Annotated in this window: 21 protein-coding genes; 16 read left to right on the top strand and 5 right to left on the bottom strand. The window is 38.1% G+C overall.

From position 1 onward, the window contains the following. Positions 1-9: 9 nt before the first annotated feature. The 9 genes from QE450_RS09175 (at position 10) to QE450_RS09135 (ending at position 11045) form a co-directional block, all read left to right on the top strand. Positions 10-663 (top strand): hypothetical protein, encoded by a 654-nt coding sequence (locus QE450_RS09175; RefSeq protein WP_307298714.1) that lies wholly within the window; start codon positions 10-12, stop codon positions 661-663. After that, on the top strand, positions 664-1494 hold the full coding sequence (locus tag QE450_RS09170) for a S66 peptidase family protein (RefSeq protein ID WP_307298712.1): 831 nt from the start codon (positions 664-666) through the stop codon (positions 1492-1494). It abuts the gene before it with no gap. A gap of 332 nt (positions 1495-1826) precedes the next feature. Continuing rightward, positions 1827-2342, top strand: coding sequence for a hypothetical protein (locus QE450_RS09165; protein WP_273612518.1), 516 nt, complete (start codon positions 1827-1829; stop codon positions 2340-2342). Between the two features lie 135 nt (positions 2343-2477). Further along, on the top strand, positions 2478-3404 hold the full coding sequence (locus QE450_RS09160; RefSeq protein WP_273612517.1) for an aromatic alcohol reductase: 927 nt from the start codon (positions 2478-2480) through the stop codon (positions 3402-3404). 106 nt (positions 3405-3510) lie between these two features. Then, positions 3511-4701, top strand: a complete 1191-nt coding sequence (locus QE450_RS09155; protein WP_307298709.1) for a sensor histidine kinase — start codon at positions 3511-3513, stop codon at positions 4699-4701. Continuing rightward, positions 4691-5344, top strand: a complete 654-nt coding sequence (locus QE450_RS09150; protein ID WP_273612515.1) for a response regulator — start codon at positions 4691-4693, stop codon at positions 5342-5344. Before QE450_RS09155 ends, QE450_RS09150 begins: the two co-directional genes overlap by 11 nt. 179 nt (positions 5345-5523) lie before the next feature. Further along, a complete protein-coding gene (locus QE450_RS09145) occupies positions 5524-7092 on the top strand; it encodes an efflux RND transporter periplasmic adaptor subunit (protein ID WP_307298705.1) in 1569 nt (522 codons plus the stop codon). After that, positions 7085-10198, top strand: a complete 3114-nt coding sequence (locus QE450_RS09140; protein ID WP_307298704.1) for an efflux RND transporter permease subunit — start codon at positions 7085-7087, stop codon at positions 10196-10198. Before QE450_RS09145 ends, QE450_RS09140 begins: the two co-directional genes overlap by 8 nt. 109 nt (positions 10199-10307) lie before the next feature. Beyond that, the gene (locus QE450_RS09135; RefSeq protein ID WP_307298701.1) at positions 10308-11045 is read left to right on the top strand and encodes a TetR/AcrR family transcriptional regulator; all 738 of its coding nucleotides are present in this window, start codon (positions 10308-10310) and stop codon (positions 11043-11045) included. A 116-nt stretch (positions 11046-11161) separates the two neighbouring features. Here QE450_RS09135 and QE450_RS09130 read toward each other — a convergent pair whose 3' ends face one another. Further along, positions 11162-12007: an AraC family transcriptional regulator gene (locus QE450_RS09130; protein WP_307298699.1), complete on the bottom strand. Its 846-nt coding sequence runs from the start codon at positions 12005-12007 to the stop codon at positions 11162-11164. A 174-nt stretch (positions 12008-12181) separates the two neighbouring features. On the opposite strand from QE450_RS09130, the gene QE450_RS09125 reads away from it, so the two are divergent. The 3 genes from QE450_RS09125 (at position 12182) to QE450_RS09115 (ending at position 18467) form a co-directional block, all read left to right on the top strand. After that, positions 12182-14230, top strand: coding sequence for a beta-galactosidase (locus QE450_RS09125; RefSeq protein ID WP_307298697.1), 2049 nt, complete (start codon positions 12182-12184; stop codon positions 14228-14230). A 224-nt stretch (positions 14231-14454) separates the two neighbouring features. Then, positions 14455-17580: a GNAT family N-acetyltransferase gene (locus tag QE450_RS09120; RefSeq protein WP_307298695.1), complete on the top strand. Its 3126-nt coding sequence runs from the start codon at positions 14455-14457 to the stop codon at positions 17578-17580. A gap of 14 nt (positions 17581-17594) precedes the next feature. Then, the gene (locus QE450_RS09115) at positions 17595-18467 is read left to right on the top strand and encodes an amidohydrolase family protein (protein WP_307298693.1); all 873 of its coding nucleotides are present in this window, start codon (positions 17595-17597) and stop codon (positions 18465-18467) included. 165 nt (positions 18468-18632) lie between these two features. On the opposite strand, the gene QE450_RS09110 is transcribed toward QE450_RS09115, so the two are convergent. From QE450_RS09110 to QE450_RS09100, 3 genes are all read right to left on the bottom strand, one after another. Continuing rightward, entirely contained in the window at positions 18633-19208 is a 576-nt protein-coding gene (locus tag QE450_RS09110; RefSeq protein WP_307298691.1) for a YdeI/OmpD-associated family protein, read from the bottom strand. A gap of 22 nt (positions 19209-19230) precedes the next feature. Continuing rightward, a complete protein-coding gene (locus QE450_RS09105; RefSeq protein ID WP_307298689.1) occupies positions 19231-19746 on the bottom strand; it encodes a DinB family protein in 516 nt (171 codons plus the stop codon). 77 nt (positions 19747-19823) lie between these two features. Further along, positions 19824-20741 (bottom strand): helix-turn-helix transcriptional regulator, encoded by a 918-nt coding sequence (locus QE450_RS09100; RefSeq protein WP_307298687.1) that lies wholly within the window; start codon positions 20739-20741, stop codon positions 19824-19826. 372 nt (positions 20742-21113) lie between these two features. On the opposite strand from QE450_RS09100, the gene QE450_RS09095 reads away from it, so the two are divergent. Continuing rightward, the gene (locus tag QE450_RS09095) at positions 21114-21854 is read left to right on the top strand and encodes a sulfite exporter TauE/SafE family protein (protein WP_307298685.1); all 741 of its coding nucleotides are present in this window, start codon (positions 21114-21116) and stop codon (positions 21852-21854) included. A 116-nt stretch (positions 21855-21970) separates the two neighbouring features. Here QE450_RS09095 and QE450_RS09090 read toward each other — a convergent pair whose 3' ends face one another. After that, positions 21971-23014: an SIS domain-containing protein gene (locus QE450_RS09090; RefSeq protein ID WP_307298684.1), complete on the bottom strand. Its 1044-nt coding sequence runs from the start codon at positions 23012-23014 to the stop codon at positions 21971-21973. 281 nt (positions 23015-23295) lie between these two features. On the opposite strand from QE450_RS09090, the gene fba reads away from it, so the two are divergent. The 3 genes from fba to QE450_RS09075 all read left to right on the top strand — a co-directional run bounded on the left by fba (position 23296) and on the right by QE450_RS09075 (position 25989). After that, the gene (fba, locus tag QE450_RS09085) at positions 23296-24162 is read left to right on the top strand and encodes a class II fructose-1,6-bisphosphate aldolase (RefSeq protein ID WP_307298682.1); all 867 of its coding nucleotides are present in this window, start codon (positions 23296-23298) and stop codon (positions 24160-24162) included. After that, entirely contained in the window at positions 24159-25091 is a 933-nt protein-coding gene (locus tag QE450_RS09080) for a 1-phosphofructokinase family hexose kinase (RefSeq protein WP_307298680.1), read from the top strand. The genes fba and QE450_RS09080 overlap by 4 nt, the downstream gene beginning before the upstream one ends. 118 nt (positions 25092-25209) lie before the next feature. Continuing rightward, the gene (locus QE450_RS09075) at positions 25210-25989 is read left to right on the top strand and encodes a DeoR/GlpR family DNA-binding transcription regulator (RefSeq protein WP_307298678.1); all 780 of its coding nucleotides are present in this window, start codon (positions 25210-25212) and stop codon (positions 25987-25989) included. Positions 25990-25992 lie beyond the last annotated feature (3 nt).

The raw sequence follows: 25992 nt of genomic DNA, 5'->3' as shown, positions 1-25992 counted from the left end.
GAGATAGCTATGGATAGATTGCAAGGTGGTCCTTTTTTAGAAATTAGCTTTCTAATGTTTGAATCTGAATCTATTCAAGTCATATTAGATAAATTGTGCGATCTTCCAATAAAGATAGAAATGCACATGACTACTGACCTTTTGCAAGCTTTCCATAAAGGATATCTATATGATGAACAAGACTCTAATAGTAGAAGAATTCATCAAATATGTGTTCCTCTTAATGTTCATACATCTAGAACTCGTCGAAGTGACCTTTATATTCAACGTATTGCTAACAATAGTTTATGTTTTTCAATGTGTTTTTATGGTAGCTCAACAGATGTGTCTGAATGGAACCAAATTGGTATTAAATATTCCGAATTAGATGAGTTTACAGCCTTACTTGTACAAATCTTTGAAAAATTAGAGTTTGTAGCTGGAGGGGTCGCCATAGAACAGGATGCTACCTTTATGTTTGATTCTAATCTAGAATATCCACATCAAGAGTATGAGTTAACACAATTAACCATACAATCTGTTTTACGTAATATGAATTCCTTTTATAGTATAGTGGTGAATAAAGATATCAGTAAAGATTACAACAGTAAACAAGTAGAACTATTGAACAAAGGAATACTTATACGTGATTCTTTACACTCAACAGAGAGGAGCAATACATAAATGACACTGCAACTGAAATCAGGAGATACAGTAGCACTTATTGCTTGTTCAGACCCTATTTCACAGGATCGGCGAGTACAGATTAATGAACTGATCGGGCATTTACAACAATGGGGGCTTCAAGTGGTAGAAGCTAGCACATTGATTGATGCTCATACGGCACAAGAAAAAGCAAACGAATTGAATCGGTTGTTTGCTGATCCACAAATCAAAGCGATTTTTGATATTTCTGGTGGCGATCTGGCGAATGGAATACTTCCGTATCTAAACTATGCGCAGATCCGCACAGCTCAAACGGCATTTTTTGGTATGAGTGATCTAACAGTAGTCTTAAATGCAATTGTACAGCAATCACAGATTCAGACGTACCATTATCAGATCATGAATATAATTAAAGAACATGGAGCCGAGCAACGGCAACAATTTTATCGTACCTTTTTTGAAGGTGGTTCAGATTTATATCAATTTGATTTTGACTTTATACAAGGTGAAAATCTGAATGGTGATGTGATTGGAGGCAATATTCGTTGCTTTTTGAAATTGGTCGGTACTCCTTATTTTCCAGATGTATCGGGTAAAGTTATTTTGTTAGAATCATGGAGTGGACGTGCAGCACGCATAATGTCTATGCTGGATCAGCTACATCAAATCGGTGTGTTTTCTACCTGTTCGGGGATACTGTTAGGTACATTTACCGAAATAGAACAACACCATGAATGGCATCAGATTCAGCAATATCTGTTACAACTGACTGCACAGCGTCCTATTCCTATCGTAAAATCCAAAGGAATCGGTCATAATAGTGATAGCAAGTGTATTATTATTAGTTAAAATGTAACAATCGTCCTGAATGTGGCAAGAACAAGGAAAAATGAAATTTCTTTGTTCTTTTTCGTCTTTTTCGTTATAGGTCTTAGTGCATAATTTGTCTAATATTCGCATTTATACATAACTTTTTCTTTGTTTTAAGCCGATTATTGTAAATAAGAGTCTATTTTTGAGTGGAACATGCTAACAATGTACTTAAAATGGTTAAGTTATAAAAAAATACTTAAAATATTGCGTATCTTCTTACTAAGACTCTTGTTCATAATGATGTTAACAACGATATACTTTGTTTAGCTATTTTAGTAAACGTATTCAGTAACCTAAAGGAGACAACAATGATCTATTTCGTGAGAAAAAACCAAGTAGAGAAATTACCAGAAGGTGATGCCGAACTGAATTATTGCTTAAAACAGTTGTTAGAACAAAATGAAGCAATTCTAATTGATCGGATGCCTGAAGATTTACAAATGCAAAGTATGCAATTGCTGTTGAGTAATCCCGCTTTTGTAATGGTTAATGTTCAAGATCAAGTGCAGGAGCGATTTATTCGTTCTCCGCTCAAAGGATTTTCTAGCGACGTATACGAAGAATCGTTATTGCTCATTACTTCGTATGTTAAAGATTTGCAATTAGAAATAGAAAAAGGTGCGAATGCGCTAGCCAGTTATCAGCAAGGTGAGCAACAAGGGATGGTACGAGATGGATTGCGCAAAGCATTGATTGATCTGGGAGAACGCAGAGAAATCATGTCGATTATGCTTCAAGAGATTCGTTATCGTCTTAGTGAACAAGCCAAGCAAGAACACGCTAGAGCTACAGAACGCTTTTCTGGAGATGAATGGAATAGTTAAATAGAATCGTTTATACGTTCAAGCTTATGCTATATATCTGCATAAGCTTTTTTTGTAGTGCATCATTTAAGCGATTTGGTGTTATAGATAATAGAGTCGTAGAATGTAGACCTAGATTAAAAGGAGGACATCTCATTGATATCACAACACAAAACCGTTCTAATTGCAGGCAGTACAGGTGATCTAGGAGGACGAATTGCTAGAGCACTTGTCGATGAAGGAGCAACTGTACGAGCTTTAATCCGTCGGGGCACACCTTTAGACAAAATAGTCCCGTTAGAACAGCTAGGAATACACATTGTAGAAGTCGATTATCATAACGCTACTGAAATGAAAGAAGCATGTCTCGATGTATCTTGTGTAGTGTCAGCTCTTAGTGGATTGGACGAAGTAATTATAGAAACGCAGACTTTGTTATTAGAAGCGGCTGTAGCAGCAGGTGTTCCTCGCTTTATTCCTTCTGATTATTCTATGGATTATACCAAATTGCCTGTAGGATCGAATCGCAATTTAGAGTTACGTCGTGACTTTATGAAAATACTGGATCAGGCTCCGATCACAGCAACATCGGTTTTAAATGGAGCATTTGCAGATATGCTAACCGGTATGGCGCCGATTGTTTTGTTTTCTCACAAACGAATCCTGTATTGGGACGATGCCGATCAACCGATGGATTTTACCACCAAAGACAATGTCGCTACCTTTACAGCCAAAATTGCTCTGGATGATCATACTCCACGCTTTGTCTATATTGCAGGAGATCAGATCAGCGCACGTCAATTAGCGGTGTTGATGAGCTCGCTAACCGGTCAGCGCTTCCGTTTGTTCAAAGCAGGAAGCCGTAACTTTTTAGAGACATTGATTAAGATTGCACGTACCTGCTCGAAGTCAACCGATGATCTATATCCTGCTTGGCAAGGTATGCAGTATGTTCATGGTATGTTCAGCGGATTAGGAAAGTTAGAACAAATTAATAATAATCGCTATTCTGGCATACAGTGGACATCTGCTAAGCAAATCCTTACAAATCATATTCGCTTTTCGAAAGAATCAGCGAGTTAAGCTTTAACCGTTTTATTGCTATATTTTGAAACGTACATGCCCGAAAGTACAATATCCTTTCACAAGCAACTGATATACTATAAGAAGCTTGTGAAAGGAGGGCATTATGCAAAAAAAGCATTTGATTGAGATTGCTAGAGAATTGCGTAAACCTGTCATGATATGGATTATTATTGCACATATAGGGATCACATTATTAGAAGTATTGAATCATAATCGTGTTCTTCATATCATTATTAGTAATATAAGTATTTTTTGTTTTATATTTTTAAATTGGCATTTCTCACGTTTTATTGAGAAAAGGACATGGATGTATTTTATATTACAAAGTGGTATTTTAATCATAGCTGCTTATTTTATGACTTCCGGTTATTATTTGGTGATGATCGGACTTTATCCGATTATGATTGGACAGATGTTATATTCCCCTTACTCCAAAGTAAAGATCATATCATTTGTTATTATTAGTTATATTATATGTATTTTTTATATGTGGTATATTGATTCCGTCTATATTAGTATCCTGTTTATCTGTTTATTCACATTGATGAATATCATGGTGGCTGGAATTATTCGATTAACTTTACGCCAATTTTCAGCGCGTTTGCGGACACAGCATTTTTTGAACGAATTAGAGATTGCTCATTATCAAGTAGAAGAATTAACCGTAGCGAATGAGCGTCAGCGGATGGCAAGAGATTTGCATGATACACTGGCACAGGGCTTAGCGGGTCTAGTCATGCAATTAGAAGCAGTCGATGCTCATTTGTCAGTAAATAATATCAAAAGGGCGCATGAAATCGTTCATTTATCTATGAATGGTGCTCGTCATACATTAGCAGAAGCCCGTAATGCTATTGATGATTTGCGTGTGCAGGGGCTACAGATTGATTTTACCGAATCTGTTGAAAAAGAAATACAACATTTTATTGAATCTACAGGTATACCGATAGAGTATAAGATTGTAGCTCCTATAGAAGTATCACAGCTTATTCATGAACATAGTATTCAGATTATGCGCGAATGTTTAACCAATATTATTAAGCATGCTCAGGCGACACAAGTGGAGTTAACGATTAGCAGTAATCCATATGATCTGATTATCGATATCTGTGATAATGGTAAAGGATTTGATACTCGCCAGATTGGTAAGCTAAGTGGGCATTATGGGCTGATCGGTATGCAAGAACGGACACGTATTATACATGGAACACTAACGATTACTAACCGTATTCCTCAAGGAACTTCAATTCATCTGAAGATTCCCTGGAGAGCAGGAGAATATAATGAAACATAACGTATTGATAGTCGATGATCACTTTGTGGTAAGAGAAGGGCTTAAGCTTATTTTGGAGACAAGCGAAGAGTATCAGGTGATAGGCGAAGCGGAAAATGGTCAAGTGGCTCTACAGCGGATAGAAGAACTCAAGCCTGATATTATTTTGATGGATCTTAATATGCCTGTTATGAATGGGATCGAAGCGATAGAAAAATTACAAGAACAACACAGCTCTATCCCTATCGTTATCCTGACTACCTACAATGAAGATGATCTTATGATCAAAGGACTTACCATAGGAGCAAAAGGTTATTTGCTCAAAGATACCAAACGCGAGCATTTATTTCGTACACTCGATTCCGCTATTCGAGGCGAGACATTATTACAACCCGAGATTATGGAGATCGTTTTTCAAGCCAAGCGTCAGGCGACACCGAAGAAACAGAGTACTTCTAATTCGTTCCCTTCTTTATCGGAAAAAGAAAAAATTGTGCTACAAGCAGCAGCTTACGGGCATCGGAGTAAAGAAATTGCTTTTGATATGGGGATAGCCGAACGAACCGTCAAAGCACATTTGACTAATATTTATAATAAACTAGGTGTAGATTCAAGAGCACAAGCTGTTGCGATAGCAGTAGAACAAGGATTAGTGCATATCTAGCCAAACAACATAAAGAACACATCACATAATTATAGTGGTGTGTTCTTTTTTTGCGTACATGCCCGAAAGGGCAATAGCTGGATGTACGGATGGACGATTCGCTAGAGCGCAAGCTTTGGTAGGATCAAAGCAGAGAAAAGAACACTATATTGGATAGAGATAAGAAAGGAATATGATCTATGAACCCAAAACGTTCTTCCATTGTGATAGCGCTCTTGCTGATGGTTAGTCTAACAGCTTGCTCGACAGAACCATCGACTGCTGCTGTGCAGACAACAAGCAACAATGTCACATTTACAACAATTAAGCAACAAGCGTTAGATGTAAATTACGATCTATCCGGCACATTAACAGCGTATAACGAAACGCCTGTTACTTTCCGAACAGCTGGAACAGTCACTTCTGTAAAAGGCGAAATTGGACAGCAAGTCAATAAAGGTGCGGTATTAGCTACTCTGGATACTGCTGATCTACAACTGTCGTTAGCAGATGCGAATCAGTCAGTCGCTGCTGCTCAAGCAGATCTGTCCAGTGCAAATGCTTCTTTAAAAGATGCTCAAGCAGCTAAACAAAATTCATTAGCTACCGTCTCTTCGGCTAACGCGCAACTAGAAAGTGCTCAAGCCAAAATTGAAAGTGCTCGTGTGAGTCAACAAAGTGTGCTATCTGGAGCACGCTCGCAAGAAAAAGCACAAGCGCAAAATGCAGTAAACAAAGCACAAACTGCATATAATCAGGCAAAAGCAGAAGCAACTCGTTCGCAGACACTAGCTAGTAATGGATTGCTAACGCAACAAGAAAATGAGCAAGCACAAACTGCACTAGCAGATGCAACTGATAGTCTCAAAGATGCTCAAGCCAAGCTTTCTTTAATCGTAGAAGGTGCAAGTGCTTCAGAGCGTGCCAGTGCAGCATCGACAGTGAAAGAAGCGCAGACAGGCATTGCGAATGCACAGGCAACGATAGAACAAGCCAAAGCCGGTGTAGCTCAAGCTGAAGCAGGTATTGCACAATCTCAAGCAAACATACAAAAGTCGCAAGCAAGTTACGATCAAGCCGTTATTGCTAAAAATAAAATCGTATTGAGCCTATCGTATACAACACTCAAAGCCCAAGCATCTGGAGTGATTTTAGAAAAAAATGTATCTGTAGGGCAAACTGTCAGTGCAGGTTCAAGTGGTGGCGGAGCAATGGGTGGTTCATCTGATCCATTCGTGATTGGAGAAACAACACGCTTAAAAGTTCTACTTCCAATCGCTGATAGTGAAATCAATCAGTGGAAAGTAGGGCAACAAGTGAGCGTCAGTCTGTATGATGATGTGCGTACAGGTAAAGTAACCAAATTGTATCCGCAAACCAATGAAAGTACGGGTTCTATCAATGCGGAAGTAACTGTCAGCAATCCGAAGCAAGATTGGAAGCCCGGTCAAGTGATCAAAGCTTCCCGCCAGGCAACTACTCAAAAAGGAATTTTATTACCTGTAGAAGCAGTCATTAGTACAGGAGATAAACCTTATGTATTTAGAAATAACAAAGGCAAAGCGGTTCAGACGTTTGTCACTATAGGTGAATCGTATAACAATCAATATTTGATTAAAAGCGGGCTTCAAGTCGGAGATCAAGTCGTTGTACAAGGGGCAGACCGTTTGTTCAATGGAGATGCTCTTGCTACCCCAGCCAATAGTTCTACGGCTAAGACAAATCAAAGTACTACAAAGAATCAACAAGAGGTAACTGCACATGATTGAATTTTTTATCAAAAAACGTAAAGTTACGCTATTATTTTTTGTATTGTTGATTGCGTATGGTGTCTATTCCGGTCTAGGATTACCACGACAATTACAACCTGATGTTGTCGTCAAAACTGCGGTAATCACTACCACATATGCTGGTGCTTCACCAGAACTGATGGAACAGACAGTTACCGAAGTGTTAGAGCAAAAGATCAAAGAAGTGACTGATCTCAAAACAATATCATCTACGTCAGGCAACGGCATCTCTACGATTGTTGTGCAAGCGGAAGATAAAGCAGATGCAGAAAGTGTATGGAATGAAATTAGACGTAAAGTAGAAGATGCTCAGTCGAGCTTACCTGCTGATGCAGATGTGCCGATCGTTAACGATAATCTGGCACAAAGCTTTGTACAGTCTTTTGCGATCTATGGCAAAACCAAAGAAGATATCTATGCTCTAAATGATCTGATGAACACATGGAGCAAGCAACTTCGTGCTATTCCAGGGATCACTGAAGTATCTATCAAAGGTCTACCTCAGCAGGAGATCAGTATTGAAGCAGATACTACTAAGTTAAAGCAATACAATATTACCTGGGAGACGGTAATGCAAGCGATTCAATCTGAAAATGACCGCATACCTGTCGGAAATCTGACCTATGAAAATCGTACGTATCAGCTCAAAGTCGATAAATCAGACGACTTTCAGACGATAAATGATATTCTGATCGCTCAGACAGAAGCCGGTATTCCTGTCTATCTCAAAGATGTAGCAGATGTAAAAATGGTTCCTACTACCGCATCTTATCTGAGTTACTACAATGGAGTACCATCTATCACGATGGATATTAGTAGTCAAGCCGGTTCAGATGTTATCAATATGAATAAAGCGTTATCTACTAAAATAGCTTCTTTAGAAAAAACATTACCTTCTAATCTAAAAATAGATTCTTTATTTGCACAAAATGATGAAGTACAGCGAATCTTTAACGATTTGATACGAGAAATGGCTATCGCTATTATTGCTGTTATTCTGATCTGTACGTTAGGCATGAATTTACTGACAGCAGGTTTTGTAGCTCTTTCGATTCCAATCTCTATTGCGCTAGCCTTAATTGTATTACCGCAAGCAGGCATCACATTGAACCAGATCACTATTGTGGGTCTTATTATTGTATTAGGGATTCTGGTGGATGATGCTGTAGTAGTCAATGATAATATCGAGCGAAGGCTATCCACACTTGGAGAAAATCCCAAAGAAGCTTCTGTACGAGGGACGAAAGAAGTAGCCGTTTCGATTATTACAGCAACACTTGCTACAATTGCTGCTTTTGTACCGTTAATGTTGCTACCCGGGGATATGGGTTCGTTTATCCGACCGATTCCAGTGATTATTTCATTATGTATGCTAGCTTCTATGATTATGTCATTAACGATTATTCCTATTTTCCGAGAATGGTATGAAAATAGACAAATTGAAAAAGGCAAACGTCATATTGATAAGCCAGCAGGTCTATTAGGAAAACAAATTCAGAAATTAACAAATGGATATGCTTTCCGTTTAATGCCAGGTATACTTAAACGTCCATTGATCGTTGCTTTAACAGGGTTAGTGATCAGTACAGCAGTGTATAGCCTTGTTTTGGCAACACCTGTGGAGCTGTTCGGAACATCAGAAGAACCGCAAATTTCTGTTGATGTTAACTTGCCTTCAGGAACATCACTGGCAGAAACTAATCGAGTTACAGAAAATATTGCTAGTTGGGTGAAAAAGCAACCTGATATTGATAAGTTAGCTTATGCTGTAGGCGGAGCAGCTCCCAAGCTATTCAATAGTACTTCTGAATCTGGAAGTGGAGCAAATTCCGGTCAGATTTTGGTTACAGGAAAACATGGTATGAATGTCGATTCTATAGTAGAGCTATGGTCACAATCATTAAAAGCAGAATATCCTGGTACTCAAATCTCTGTAAAAGGTGCTGCACTTGGGATTCCAGTCGGAAAGCCTATCTCGATCCGTGTAACAGGTGATCAATTACCAGAACTGCGTCATCTGAGCGATCAGATCAAGCAGATTATTTCAGAGTCTCCAGGTACGTATGGGATTACAGATAGTACCGGAAATGATAGTTATACATTAGATTTTGCTGTCAACAAACAAGCGATGGATCGCTATCAAGTCACATACAAAAATTTAACTCAAACATTGCTGATGATGGGTAGCGGATTTAGTGTAGGTGATTTTGATAATGGTAGTGATTTGATTGATCTCAAGTTATATATCAAAGATTCACGTAACAGCAGTCCAAATACATTATTGCAACAGGTAAATATCACCAATGCGGCTGGTATACAGATTCCATTATCTCAAATTGTCGATATCAAGCCTGTATTTTCAATTCAACAGATCAACCATTATGATCTCAAGCGTGTGAATACAATAGAAGCAGAACTCAGTGGACCTACAGCAACAGAAGCGATGCAAGATATTAGACCTAAGCTTGAGCAAATTCAGCTTCCAGAAGGATATGCATGGGAAGTTGGCGGAGAAACATCCAGCCAGACAGATACCTTTACAGATTTGGGTGCATTATTTTTAGTCGCTGTATTTATTATCTTTATCCTGATTACGATGCAATTCTATTCGTTATTGATTCCGTTTATTATTATGACAACTGTATATTTAGCGGCCGCAGGTGGAGTGTTAGGACTATTTGTCACTCAGACGCCGATTGGATTTATGGCGGTAATGGGAATTATTGCACTCGCAGGCATTGTGGTGCGTAACGGTATCGTATTGATCGAATTTATAGAAGATGCCAGACATGAAGGCATAGAATTAACGGAAGCAATTATTCTGGCGGCATCCGCACGTTTCCGTCCGATTATTTTGACATCATTAACAGCTATAGTAGGGATGATTCCAATTGCTACAGTGGGTGAACTGTTATTCCGTCCATTAGGTGTTGTTATTATTTTCGGCCTGGTATTCTCAACGGTCTTAACATTATTTGTTGTACCTTCGCTCTATATGGTTATGGCACGGTATACCGATAAACGGATGACTTCCAAGTTAGCACGTAAAAACAAACGGTTAGCCAAACATCAACAACCGATGTAATAGAGTAGTTCGTCATTATAATTGCTTCTCCAAGCAAAGTTATTATACGTAGATAGTAATAACGATGTATGTTGTTGCTATCTATGTCATTGTGCCAAGGAGGTACTGGATGAATAACACCTATCCGATGATTGAACAAATCAAATTATTGTTTGTTACCAAGGGATATGAAGATACTTCAGCACAAGATATTATGCAAATATGTCATCTAACAGAAGCCGATTTTGCTAATCAGTTGAAAAGTAAAGATCATGCGTATTGCTTGGTTTTGGATACAATCGGTCAGGACATTGATGATCTTATTTTCTACAATTATGCCGATCAACATATCACGCCAGAACAAAAAATAATCGCCTATATACAAAACTATATGCAGCATATGATGCTTGTTTATCCGCATGTATCTCAAAACAGTGTGATCGACAAAAATAAATGGCATAATTCCATAATTTATTATGCTTATCAACGACTGGAATATAAGTTGAGTGCTTTACTTCTAGAAATCATGAATACTGTGTTATATGAGCTAGATAGTGTTAATTTGTTAGGATGGAATACAGATTATTTGCGCCAACAGATCAAGCAGTCCAATAGTCTTACATTATCCCGAGCATTAGATATTCAACACAATCTGTATCATTCAAAAATAAGGGTGCATGGTGATAATGCAACTATAGATACCAAACGCAATAAATGGCTTGAAATACAACAGGTAGAACAGGAAATAATGAACACCACAGAACGATGTAAACTGGTGAAGACATTGCTTCACTGTATAGAACAATATCCGATCATTATGCTTGATCCTGTGGGAGTTACAGAACAAAGACGATACGAATTGCATTGAAAATGTGTGGATATAACTTTAAATATCAAAAAAATCAATCCCGATCATAGTATATGGTTGTTTCGGATTGGTTTTTTTGTTGTAGAATGGCACTGGAATTTAATACTAATGATCTATCAAGAATCCCAACTCACTCTGAATTGTTCTGGTGTCATAGCAACGACTTTTTTGAAGCAGTGAATAAAATAGCTACTTTGCGAAAATCCTGAATCTAAGGCGATATCTTGAATAGTCTTATTTGTAGAAAGAAGAAGCTTTTTCGCATATAAAATACGTGATTCCAGTAAATAAGCAGTTGGTGTTACTCCCATAGACTGGTGAAATTTACGCGTAAAATAAGGTACGCTGTATCCTGTAAATTGAGCGATCTCTTTGATTGATAATGGTTCTGTACAGTGCTCACGCATATAATTAGCGGCTGCATGAATACCTGGAAGGGCAGGATCTTTGGGCAAATGAAGAGATACTGCATCTTTGGTAATATGTAATAACATCTTATAAAGTACAGTCGAAGCGCGTATTTCTTGCTTGAGATCAAAGTTACGACCTAAAGCTAACAGTTCTTCCATACATATATTCAATGTCTGCATAGAGTGTAGTTCAAATAACCATACTTCGCTAATTCCACGTTTACCTAATAACGATTCCAGACCAGAAGCGGAAAAGTGAATCCAACGGATATCCCATGGATCATAAGAATCTGCTTCATAACGTTCTGCTAACTCGGGGCCATATAAGAATCCATGACCAGTACTCAACTCATACCTGGTTCCTTGACTGTATACATAACCTTTTCCTTTCAAAATAAAGTGTAGGTTATACAAGCGATTTAATTTGAAATCACTACTGTTTGCCGGACGATCGACGGTATGAGAAGAATGGTTCTGATAACCTCCTATAAAGTCTGGATAACAACTATAATGTGGAAATGACGGATTGGGGAAGAAAATATGTTCTCTCATCTCAGTACTCCTTTCAGATGAAATTTATACTATACTACAGTCTATGTTATAGCAATACCAGCTATATATTGAAATGTTCATCGCAAAATATTGTTATCAGGATAATTACTCGTTATATACGTAAACATGACATAGCTTTAAAATAAAGATATCCAAACATTAGAGGTGATTGTCATGAACAAATCGATTCAACTTGATTCTTTACAATTAGGAGTATGTTATTATCCTGAACAATGGTCTGATTCGCTCTGGGAAGATGATTTCAAACGTATGAAAGATATGAATCTGTCTCATATTCGAATTGGTGAATTTGCTTGGAGTATTTTTGAACCGCAAGAGGGAGTATACGACTTTGATCTGTTTGACCGCGTATTAGACTTAGCGCACCAATATGGTCTGAAAGTGATTATGGGAACACCTACTGCTACACCACCAGCATGGTTAACACAGAAATATCCTGAAGTATTGAATGCAACGATCGAAGGTTTTACATATCAGCATGGTATGCGGAGACATTACAATTATAGTAGCCCTAAATATCAGGAACTATGTGCAAATATTACGCGCCAAATGGCAAATCATTTTAAAGATCATCCAGCTATTATCGGATGGCAGATTGATAATGAACTGAATTGTGAAGTCAGTGAATTCTATGCAGAAGCTGACCATATTGCTTTCCGTCAATGGGTACAAGAACGTTACCATACTTTGGAAGCGCTTAATCAAGCATGGGGGACTGTATTCTGGAGTCAGACTTACACAGATTGGAATCAAGTGTATTTGCCACGTCTTACTACAGCACATTCTCCTAATCCGCATCTGGTGTTAGATGAGAAACGATTTATTTCTGACAATACTATCGCTTTTGCTCGTATTCAAGCAGATATTTTAAGAGAGATCGCTCCTCATCATTGGATTACAACGAATGGTCTGTTTGGACATTTAGATAGTCATACGTTAACAGAAGAAATGCTCGACTTTTTCTCCTATGATTCATATCCGCAATTTTCAACCATCTTTGGCAGTGACGAACCTAAGCCATTGTTGGATCGTAAATGGAGTCAGAATCTGAGCGTTGTCCGTAATATCTCTAACAATTTCTGTATTATGGAACAGCAAGCCGGGCCAGGTGGATGGGTGAATCGAATGAATATGCCTGCTCCACGTCCGGGGCAATTAAGATTATGGACATACCAATCGGTATTACATGGCGCTGATCTGGTAATGTATTTCCGCTGGCGCACGGCTACATTTGGTACAGAAATCTACTGGCATGGCTTAAATGATTACCATAATCAACCGAACCGTCGTATTCAAGAAGCATCTCAAGTAGGGCAAGAATTTGTGGCGATCGGGGACAAGATTGCAGGTACAACTTATCAAGCAGATATAGCTATCGTCAAAGATTATGATAACGATTGGGATGGCGAATACGATATATGGCATGGCCCTTTAACAGGTAAAAGTATCAACGCATGGTTCAAGCAACTTCAATATCAGCATATCCCAACAGATATTATTTATTTACGTAAGCAGACACTCGCAGAATTACAACAATATAAAGTGCTTATTTATCCGCATGCCGCAATCATGTCTGATCAGACAGCGACTTTATTGACTCAGTATGTAGAAGCAGGTGGAACACTAATTTTCGGTGCACGCACAGGATACAAAGAGTTATCCGGTCATTGCCGAATGGCGCCTATGCCGGGCCCTGTCGCTTCCTTATGCGGAATCTCTGTAGCGGATTTCACTTCGATTACTGGTAATGCTCAAGTGCCAGGACTTCGCTGGCAACATAACCATCATCATATGGCGCAAGTAGCGGAGTTATTTAACGATATTTTGCAAGTAAATGAAGACGATGTAGAAGTATTAGCAACTTACACCTCCGCTTACTATGAAGATGCTCCTGCATTAACGCAGCGAATATACGGCAAAGGTAAAGTGTTATATTATGGGGCAGCTTTTCATGAAGATGTTGTCGATGAATTATTGTCGATCTTAGAGATATCCTCCCCTGTAACTGATTGGTTAGAAGTGCCGGAACAGGTGGAGATAGGGATTCGTCAGAATGAGCAACACCAATACATCTTTTTGCTCAATTATAGCGATCAAGAGGCTTCTATTCAGATCAAACAGCAACGTACAGATGTGTTAACAGATACTGTAATTGAAGGAACAACGACGATACCGGCTTATGGTGTAATGATTTTACAATAATGATGCAAGACAGATAGAAAACCTCCTGCTAGTAAGGAGGTTTTTTACTTATGATATCTGTTCCTTTTTGCGATATACACATAATGGTTGTTACACTTTGATTATCGTTCAAACACATAGTATGATAAGAGACAATACGATAGAAAGGAGCGACAATTGTATCTTACTTGCATAATTAGTGACACCAATATAGATATTCTATCTACATAAGAGGAGCCACGACAATGACCCAATTGGATACTATTCAAATTGTAACCTACGAGCCACGTTTTGCTGCATCGATTGCAGAGATGTGGAATGCCAGTCATGAGAGTTGGGGCGGTGATAATACGGTCCAGACCGAAGAAATGATTTTGAAAGAGCACCATAATCATACACATATTGATGTTTTTCTAGCTGTAAAAGACGATGAAGTGGTTGGATACTGTAGCTTTTCTCATTATAAAGAAGACACAGGAGCACTTTATATTCCATTACTGAATGTACGTCCAGATTATCATGGATACAAAATTGGAAAAAGATTAGTATTACGAGCAGTCGAAGAAACATTACAACGAGGTTGGCCAAGATTGGATTTATATACATGGCCGGGTAATATCAAAGCTGTACCTACGTATAAAAAAGCAGGATTTTTCTGGGAACGACGTGACGATACAACACATCTTATTAATTTGATTCCAGCAGTGTTACAGACACCAGCAGTACAGTCTTATTTTGAACAGATTGACTGGTATACCGATAGCACGCGTGAGATTGTAACCGAACCTGATGGACGACAGGAATACGGGTTTGATTATTTCACATATCAGTGGAGCAAAGATGATCTACAACTCAAAATGGAATATGAACGAACCGGTCGTGGCCTACGATTGATTGAAACGAATGATTATCTGATTCAGGCTACGATTCCTGTTGCTCATCAATTGCCATTTGGAACCGATTATCCAATCGTCTATGAAGTGATTAACAAAACAGGTAAGCCATTATCGCTTGAGATTAAGTCTATTGGTAATGATGATATTGCTTTTGAATTGCAAGAATCCAGAATAGTAGAATCACAAGCTACGATTGAAGGGCATTTTCAGATTAAGCCGATTGAAGAAGAGCAAGATCCGTTTCAGACACATCCTGTTGTAGAAGCAGAATTAATCATCAACGGGCAATCTGCTATATTCAAAATTGGTGTTGAACCCAAGTTCCCGGTACGCTTAAAAGTAGAAGCTCCTCACCGTACGTTAATAGTAGGGGAAGAGGTCGCACTAGAATTAACAGTCGAAAATGAGTACGATCAACAGATGACTTATTACCTGCAATGCCCTAACGATAATATTTTGTCATTTCAAGATACAAGGGTAGCTATTGAAGTACCTGCTCGATCACGTCGCTGTGTTACGCTTACAGCCACATTACTTCAATACGGGATCTGGCATCACGCTATTCCAATCTATACACAGCCAGAATGTACTGAAGAGAGTCGCATACTGGAGCAACACATAAGTCTTGTATTTCCAGGCATACAATCCGCATTCGGAGGCGAGACTGCTAAAGATTGGGTGATAGCCAATGGTAAATACAGCGTATATTTAAATAAAATCAATAATAATTTTACGATCTATGAAGGTACAGAAGAAGCTGCTCGTCTATTTTATCCTAAATTTGGACTGCCTTATAAAAATGAATTTCAAAAAAATCGTGCGTCTCAAGTCACGTTCCGTCATGAAGATGCTATGATCATGGAAGCAAGGTACGATGTAGACCATATCGGGGTTGTTTTAACAACGATCGTTACATTGTATGCGAACGGTGTGATAAGCCGTTATTACACTATAGAGAATCAACATGAGCAGGAACGTAGTGAGCCGCTATTTTTGAAAGAGCATTTTCGTTTCCCGTTAGAAAATAGCATTATTCCTTACCGTAATCAGTATATTGATACAGCTAAAAGTTCAGACGCTTCTGCAATAGATTACTGGCAAGCTAGCGATATTACAGAAAATTGGTTGTTTTCCTATACTTCTGATTCCACATACGGTGTAATATGGTCAAAAGATATAACATTAACGACCGATCATTGGCTGTATGGATTAGAACATCCATTGTCTTTAAGCAATGCAGGAGATAAAGTCAAAACACCTGCACTTCTGTTCGCTATCGGTACATGGAATGATTGGCAAGATTTTAGAAAATTTGCGGTACAGAATAGTTCAGATCACAATCTAACAACGACTGCGCCTCTTGAATGTAAATTAAATCAAGGCAATCCATTCGTCCAGCAATCAGTAGATGTACAGATTATAGAACACAAAAATGCAATATTAGATGGAACACTCTCAATTTCATCTCAGTTGGGTAGTGTGGAACAGACTCAATATGAATTATCCAAAACCTTAGAATCACATGATTTTCAGGTGCAACTTCCTCTACAGACATCTTCTACAATAGATGTACTTACATTACAACTGGATATGGACTCGTATGTATTGGAAGAGAAGCGTTTGGTATTTCCAGTATCTGAACAGGCAATTATTCAAGAAGTGATTTCAACAGAACATGGAGATATTCATACGGTGCGTAACGGTGTGTTGGAATTTCAAGCTAGTCAATCTTTTGCACCGACTTTATTTTCACTTAAATATGATGGATTAGAATGGTTAGATTCTTCATTTCCACAACCGATTGCCAGATCATGGTGGAATCCGTGGATTGGCGGTATTTCATTAGAAGTGCATGGTTTGTCGCAGCGAACATTATTGGAAGAAAAACGATCTGTAGAATTTACAGAAATCAAAGATAATCTAGGAAATACATGGTCAGGCATCTGTATTACTATTGATATTGAGAACAATGCCAAGTTAAAAGGATTATCGATTCAGCAGTATTATGTCACGCTTCCGGGTGTTCCAGTGCTTTGTCACTTTATTAAGCTTGATCAACAAACAGGAACAACATTAGCACCATTTGGAGCGAATCATTTTAGCTTTTACAAAGTGAGTGAAGAGATCACCGATGCTAAAGCATATGTTACAAATACAGCAAAAGAAAATATCATCTATAAAGCGGGTAGAGTTCAATATGAAGCAGAAGTGAAAGATAAAGTTATTCGCTTTGGTTCTCATGAACGGAAGTCACAATTAATCGTTGTCGATCATCCAGATAATGAGACTTGCGCTGTTTTTGTAAATACACATCTGATCGCATCTGTCGTTATTCAGAAAATCTTTGCTAATCATCAGCAACAGGTATGGGGTAAACCACAGTTTTATATGATTTCGGATACGGATATTCCGGATTCAACGTTAACGGATCTGTTTAATATTCAATTCGATTTCAATGCTGTAACAGCGGATTAAGAAGGGAGTACACCATGAAAATCATAGATGCACATATCCATTTTTCCGAAATTGATTCTTTTTACGATACTGCTCAGTCGTTAGCCTCTATTGATTATACTGAAAAAGGGCTATTGGATGAATTTGCACGTTCCGAAGTAGTAGCAGCTGTCGGTATGGGAGTCACCGAAACGTCTGCTGGAGGTTTCCCCGATACTGCGGTACGCAATCCGATGTTGTTGGATTTGAAGGGGCATATGCCAGATAATCTTTTTACATGTATAGGTATTAATCCGGTGACTCTTCGTGAAGAAGGGCAATTAGAAGCCGTCGAGCAATCTTTACAATGGGATCATGTGGTCGGCATTAAGTTATATGCCGGATATTATCATTATAATGTAGGCGATGCTATCTATGCTCCGGTGTATGAGCTTGCTCGCAAGTATCAGCTGCCTATCGTTATTCATGGTGGACTGACCTATTCAGATCATGGGCTACTCAAATACTCTCATCCTTTATCAATGGAAGAAACGTTTCTCAAGCATCGGGATATTACTTTTATGTTATGTCATCTAGGTGATCCATGGGTGATGGATACAGCAGCTTTGCTTGAAAAAAATCCGAATCTGTATGCTGATCTATCCGGTTGGATCGTTGGTGATAGCTCCAAAGTATATCGTCTCATGGGGGAACAAACGTATGTTGATCATTTTAAGCGAGCTATCGTATTCGCAGAGAAGTATGATCGACTGGTCTTTGGAACCGATTGGCCATTAGTACCTTTAGATGCTTATATTGCTTTTATCAAAAATCTTATACCTGAAGCACAGTGGGAAAATGTATTTTATCATAATGCGCTTCAAGTCTTTCCCAAATTGAAAAGTTGGATAGATTCCCAATCGATCTAGTACAATCCTATTCTCATATAGGTTGAAATGATCGTATAACAGTCAGCTCCCTTATCGTAAAATCAAAACGTGTACTTTTATGTCAGACATCGACATGGAAGTACACGTTTTTGTAGTTAGAACTTTATGGTTAGTTAAGACAAGTAAATGATGATTTATAAACAATCAGGATTCATCTAATAAGCGTCCATTGTCATGCCATTGACCATACATTTTGTTTGCTTTGGTGTTAGTTATCAATTTCTGAAGTCTGCGATAGAATATTTCAGGTTGATGATACGTACTCTGAATCGTATCTATTCGTATTCTTTGATAGGGCTCGGGAAACGCTAGAAAGTGAGTGTATACTTCAGAATCTTCTTGTAAAGCTTGTAGAATATGTGGATGTATCACAAAAGCATCTTCGTTCATATCAGGTAATACGTTTCTACCTGCATCTGTCATATAGCCTAGCTTTTCTAGCCGGCGAACACGCTCTTTATTCAGTTCAGTCCATGAACTTTTGGAACGACGAGGAGATAATCGTTGTGCTAATTGGGTATCAGATATTTTCTTTTTGACCCCATCAATCCAGCCAAAGCATAAACATTCTTCGACCACATCTAGATAGAGTAGAATATCGGGAACAGGTGTAATACTCACAATTACCCAACAATAGGGCATATCATTACTATGCTGTTGTAACCATGCTCTTAATTCTATTCTGGAATGTATAGTGATAAGATGGTCAATGTTATTCAATGTATCATGTTCCTTTCGATCATTAGATAGATGATGCCGATTCCTGATACCAGAATAATAGATAATCATTCATTACAGAAGCATGACCTAATTGACGAAGCATAGTAGAAATATTTCCTCGATGATATGTCCCATGGTTTACGACATGGAGTACGATTTCTGCTAAGCGCGTCTGTCTTGGGCCGACATAAGGATTGTTCAGTAGAAGAGATTGTTCTAAATCTATTCCACTTTGTAGCCATTGTTGATACTGATCCGTTAATACTGCAAAACGAGTGATATACTCATCGATAGAAGTCAGTGTGGTCTGATTCAAAGCCATACATTCTTGTAGGGCTTCCGGCATTTCTTCACCTTGTAACACTTGATAAAACATTCGATCCACTGCATACATATGACTTAACGCATGCGCTATCGTTGGGAAAGAGCTATTCACCTCCTGATGTAGTACAGAGTCAGGAAGTTCTTGAATTCTTTCCATAATAATACGACTTGCCCAGATGTGGTACTTGAACATTTCTACAGGATGATTAGACATCAATAACAGCTCCTTTGGAATGATAATGAATGGTATTACAGTTCTCATCATAGCCAAAGAAGTATGACAGCAGTATGTCATACTTCTTTATAAAGGTGGAGTGCTTGTTCAAGTTGTTGTTTTAATATGACTCGTAACTCGGCAGGTTCTAACACTTCAGCACCACTCCCAAAGCTAAGCAAAATCGACCATAACCATTTGGCTTCAAGAGGTTTATAGATAGGAATACGCATGATCATACTTCCATCAGACTGAAATGTTTTGTCTGCTTGCTGAAATTGATCCAGAGCTTCTGCTAAAGATTGAGGAGCTACTCGAATCACAATCTCTTTTAATTGCTTTCCCCATTCTGGCTCAGTCTGTAAAATGTTCTGTGGAGTACATAGATGAGGCTGAAAATCTTCGGTCGTTAACTGTACATTCATCATTCGAGATAAGCGGAACTCTCGATAATCCTGTTTACTCTGGCAAAATCCATGTACATACCATGTACTGTATTTGAAATGAAGCCAGAGCGGTTCGATCTTCCGATGAGTATGTTCATTATTGGCGTTAATATAATCAAAATGGACTACTTTGGTATCTGTAATCCCTTGACGTAGATAAACAAGAGCATAAGGTTCTGTTCGGTATGTATCGAAATTGATTGCTAGATTAGAATTGTGATGTTCAGGTGCAATGGTCTGTAGACGTTCAATTGTACTTTGCGCACGTTCATCTTGAAAGACAGTGGAAAGGCTGGTTAGCACAGTAATTAATGAATCGACGTCATATGCACCAAGCAGACTTTTGTCCATTTTATATCCATCTATAATTCCGTATCCACCACTACTTCCTTGATACGATACAATCGGTAATCCAGCCGCACAGAGTACATCAATATCCCGATAAATCGTTCGTTGCGACACCTCAAACTGCTCAGCCAATACAGAAGCAGATAGCACTTCATGATTAAGCAATTTGTAGATCATCGCAATCAATCGCTCTAATTTCATAGCATTATCCCGCCTATTGTTATGATTTATTTGGATCATAGTGAGTTGTTTTATTCCTTAATCTATAACAGTATACCTTAGAATATAATCAAAGATGTTGGTGGATTTAGACAAAGGACAGTTAGATTTTAAAAAAGTAAGCATGCATACTATAAGCGGTATAATATAAGCAAGTTGTATAATCATATACGTTGCATCATAATCCTGCTGTTCAAAAATCTTCTGCTGAAGCATTGCGACAATTGGAGCAAATGAAAAACTGATATTTTAAAAGAAAAAATCGCTCAAATTATCGTTATGTATTTAGGGATCATCATTATCGAAAAAGTAAGTTGTGAACCTGTAGAATCTAGTTGTTATAAAGGAGTATACATGATTACTATAAATGCTTTATTGATCGGGGCAGGGATTATCCTTATTGCAAGCTTTGTGCAAGGATTAACAAGTTTTGGATTTGCTTTAATTGCGTTGCCGTTACTTAGTTTATTGCTACCGATTCAGCGTGTCGTACCGATGATTGTCATATTAAGTATGCTGATTTGCTTGTTGGTTTTGTGCTCTGTCTATAAGGATACCAATATACGTAAAATAGGATTATTGATTATTGCAAGTGTGGTTATGGCTCCGGTTGGAACGTTGTTTCTGCTTATTATTAGTGGAAGTACTCTTAAAATTATAACAGGTATACTGATCACTTTATTTGCTGTATTTTTGATGAGTGGACGAATTATTCCGATTGCTAATGAAAAAGTCGCTTATGTCTTAGCAGGAGCTATCAGCGGATTACTAAGTGGAAGCATATCTGTGAGTGGGCCTCCGATGGCATTGATGTTGTCTAATCAAGGCATGTCCAAGCAGATGTTTCGAGCGAATTTAGCATTAGTCGGTGTGATATTAAATGGAGTGACGATTATTACCTTTGTATATAGTGGATTGATCGATCAGAAGATGAGCCTATATCTAGGTTGGATGTTACCGGTGATGCTAATTGGTACATGGGTAGGAGTCAAAGCCGTTAAGTATTTGAATGAACAGAAATTTAAAAAGTATTCGCTTGGTTTGATCATTTTATCGGGAATTTGGACGTTATTAGCAGGTCTGGGTGTGATATGAAATAAATAAACTACATGCAAAATAGTAAAATCAAAAAGAGAACATATCCTTATACAGGACTGTTCTCTTTTTGATTTTATTGTATATAAGACATTATAGCTATCAAAAATCGATCTTTACAACTTGACCCATGCTTCTAATCCATCCGGTTGATCAGGATTAATATTCTGACGCTCTGCACTGGCTAATGCTACTATTTGTGGGATGAAAATAAAAGGAATCCCTTGAGCTGCTGGATGCAAAGGTTGTTCTAAAACAATGCCTAGATTTACCGATGCGTCTGGAATCCGATTGGAGTGATCTGCTAACGCAATAATTCGTGCTCCACGAGCATGGATATCTTGAATAAGATTGTGTTGATACGATGTGCCTTCTCCAGTTAGTGCTGCAATCACCAAAGTATCTTGATCAATAGTTACCATTGGACCATGGCGAACATCTAATAAGTGAAAAGCATGAGCTTCTGCTTGAGCAATTTCAGTGATAGCAATTGCACCTTCATTAGCTAATCCTTGTAATTCACCATCTGCTAATAAAATGACACGTTTCCATGCGAAATCAGCTACTTCTCGAATCGAAGCTTCTACTTTTTCCATATAAGCTTCGCCCATTTGAATGGCACTTTGAATATCCTCAATTAATTTCTCGTTATTACTCCAAAAAGCATTAATCAATAGATTAGCTACATACAAATTCGTCACTGTACGAGTCTGGCATACACTATGATCAAACGCCCATGGTAATTCTAACGATAAATCAGCTTCTGTAGATAAAGGAGAACTGGATACACAAGATAGAGAAAGAACAGAAAGAGGTTGTTGTTTACGTACACGTTGAATAGCTTCTATAATTTCGCTTGTACTCCCTGAGCGTGAGGGAGCGACCAATAATGTATTTGCCAAAAGGGGAGCATATCGCTCTGCATTTAGCATGAGATCGCCCCCTGCTAATGCGGATGCAGGCATATTAGTATACAAACGAGTAGAAAAAGCAGCCGATTCACTTAAACAGTAACTAGAACCGCAACCTACAAAGGTAATAGAAGTAGGATGAAGTTGTTGGAGTAAGTCTTGAATAGCTTGACGATGTTCTAGCATATAATCGAATGTCTGATGTAGGGCTGTATATTGCTTTTTCACTTCCTGATACGTTAAGTTCATGAATTGACCTCCATATAGTCTATTTTGCAAGATAATCATTACAATGGTACTTACCATATAGTATATTTCTTTAATATGATTTTTTCAATCATTATTATGACGTAATAAATCAAATAAATATATTTTAGACTTATTTTTTATATTTTTAATCAAAAAATAAATAAATTAACAAAAAATAATAAAAAAAGATTGTTTTGATCATTAATTAAGAGTATTATAATTAAAAAATGATCTAAAGAATCAATTTAAATGATTTATTCAATCATTAAGGAGATGCTAATATGCCAATTATTTCATCAACTGTCATGCTCCAAAAGGCAAGAGAACATCACTATGCTGTAGCTGCTTTCAATGTACATACTTTGGAAATGCTACAGGCTGTTGTAGATGCTGCTACAGAAATGGAATCTCCACTTATTATCCAATCGACAGTAGGTACTGTTCGTCATTTAGGTGCGAAGTATCTAGTCGAAGCAGCTACAGTTGCTGCGAATCAATCTTCTATTCCTATTGCACTTCATTTGGATCACTGTACAGAATTCAATCTTATTATTGAGTGTATACGAGCAGGCTATACCTCAGTCATGATTGATGCTTCAATGCATCCTTATGAAGATAATGTAGCCATCACTAGCAAAGTCATGGAAATAGCAACTGCTGCTGGTGTGAATGTAGAAGCAGAACTTGGCAAAGTAGGAGGGGTAGAAGACGATATCGTTGTCGATGAACAAGATGCTTTATTAGCAGATCCTGAAGAATGTCTACAATTTGTCAAACAAACAGGAGTACTCACATTAGCACCTGCGATCGGAACAGCTCATGGTATTTACAAAGGCGATCCTCATATTGATTTTGAACGAATCGAGAAAATTGCAGCATTGGTCGATATTCCACTGGTTCTTCACGGAGGTTCAGGTATTCCGGCAGAACAAGTGAAGCGAGCGGTTGCTCTAGGCATGTCCAAAATGAATGTAGCTACTGAATTACGTATCGCTTTCTCAGATGCGATTAAACACATTTTTGATGAAAATCCTTCCGAAAATGATCCACGTAAATATATGATTCCTGCTAAAGAAGCTGTTAAACAATTAGCGATGCAAAAAATTGGACTATGCGGATCGGCAGGTAAAGCAGGCGTTTTACAATGATTACTACGGTGACCTTAAATGCAGCAGTAGATAAAACCTATTATATGGATTCATTTGCTACACATCAGGTCAATCGGGTTAGACGTGTACTTACAGAACCAGGTGGTAAAGGAAATAACGTAGCAAAAATCATCAAATTATTAGGTGGCGAAGTGACTGCTTCTGGTTGTATAGGAGGAGACAATGGAAAGATAATAGACCATTTGCTACAAAAACGAAAAATAAGCACAGATTTTGTTATGACATCGGGTGAATCTAGAATATGTCTCAATATTATTGATGAATCCAATCAACATGCTTCTACTGAATTGTTAGAACCGGGGCTTATCATTTCTTCATCGCAATGGATAGCTATCAAACAGAAAATACAGCAACTTGCACAGATGTCTACGATTATTGTTTTTTCAGGAAGCTTGCCTCAAGGAGTGGCGACGAATGGATATGCTGAACTCATCGAAATTGTACAGCAGGCAGGCGCACATGCTTTTTTGGATACAAGCGGAGCTGCTTTTACAGATTCGATCCAAGCTAAGCCTTATTTTATCAAACCGAATCAACAAGAGTTAGAGCAATGGACCAATACTTCGCTGACTACGGATCAACAATACATTGACGCCGCTTGGCTTCTAATTGATCGTGGTATAGAGAAAGTTTGCATTACCCGAGGAAGTCAGGGGTCTATTGCGATTATCAATAAGCAAGTGTATCAAGTGATATCTCCATCTATTCAAGCCATTAATACGGTGGGGTGCGGTGATGCTTTTGTAGCAGGGATGGCATTTGCAACATCAAAACAGTATGAACCTATACAACAGTTAAAGTTAGCTTCTGCTGTTGCCACTGCAAATGCATTATCTGAAAAAGCAGGCGATATGGATTATGCGACTTACCTGGAGTTAGAATCTGCTGTTCAGGTCATTCCCTTATGAAGGTGAACAAAATTATCCTATAATAGATGCTTGCAATTCATTCTGTAATCATACAAAATGATTAAAAAGAGCAAAATTATATTAATAATGCTCATAAAAATCAAAGGAGATTGCAGAAATGGAGTATTCTAAAAGTGAATTACGACGTACAAAAATTATGGATATGATCAAAAAGAATGGCAAAATATCTGTTCAAGAAATTACTGGAGTTATTGGTTGCTCTGAAGCTACAGCTAGACGTGATCTCGACCTCATGGAGAAAGAAGGACAGCTTATTCGTACCATTGGTGGAGCCGTCTACGAAGGTGGAAGCAAAATCAATCAAGATGAAGTTCCATTTGTCGATAAACAGTTGGCTCAGCAACCAGATAAGCAAAAAATTGCAGAAGCTGCTGCTGCATTAGTCGTTGATGGTGATGTTATTGGACTTACAGGTGGTACAACTACTTTTTTGATAGCAATGGCATTAAAGCATCATAAAAATATTACTGTGGTTACCAATGCCGTCAATATTGCTTTTGAATTGGCAGATGCAGAAGGGATTCAAGTGGTTCTAACTGGTGGCGTAATGCGCTCACAAAGTTATGAATTAATCGGTCCTTTAGCTGAAAGTGTTATTCAGAAGATTAATTTGAGCAAAATGTTCCTGGGTGTAGATGGTGTCGCATCTGAACGAGGATTTACGATGCATTCTGAATTAGAAGTACGGATTGCTCAGCAATTAAGTGAACGTGCTGGTGAAGTGTATGCGGTATTCGACCAAAGTAAACTTGAAAAAACAGCTTTATTTACGATTATGCCTTTAAAAGAAGTGACCGGCATTATCACTAATGTACATGCTGACTCCTGGTTACAGCAATTATGTGAGAAAGAACATGTTCAACTGCAATTAGTCTAATGA

The organism is Paenibacillus sp. SORGH_AS_0306, assembly GCF_030819345.1.
GTDB classification, from domain to species: domain Bacteria; phylum Bacillota; class Bacilli; order Paenibacillales; family Paenibacillaceae; genus Saccharibacillus; species Saccharibacillus kyungheensis.
The sequence above is the reverse complement of the archived record's forward strand: the minus strand, read 5'-3'. Positions and strand labels throughout refer to the sequence as shown.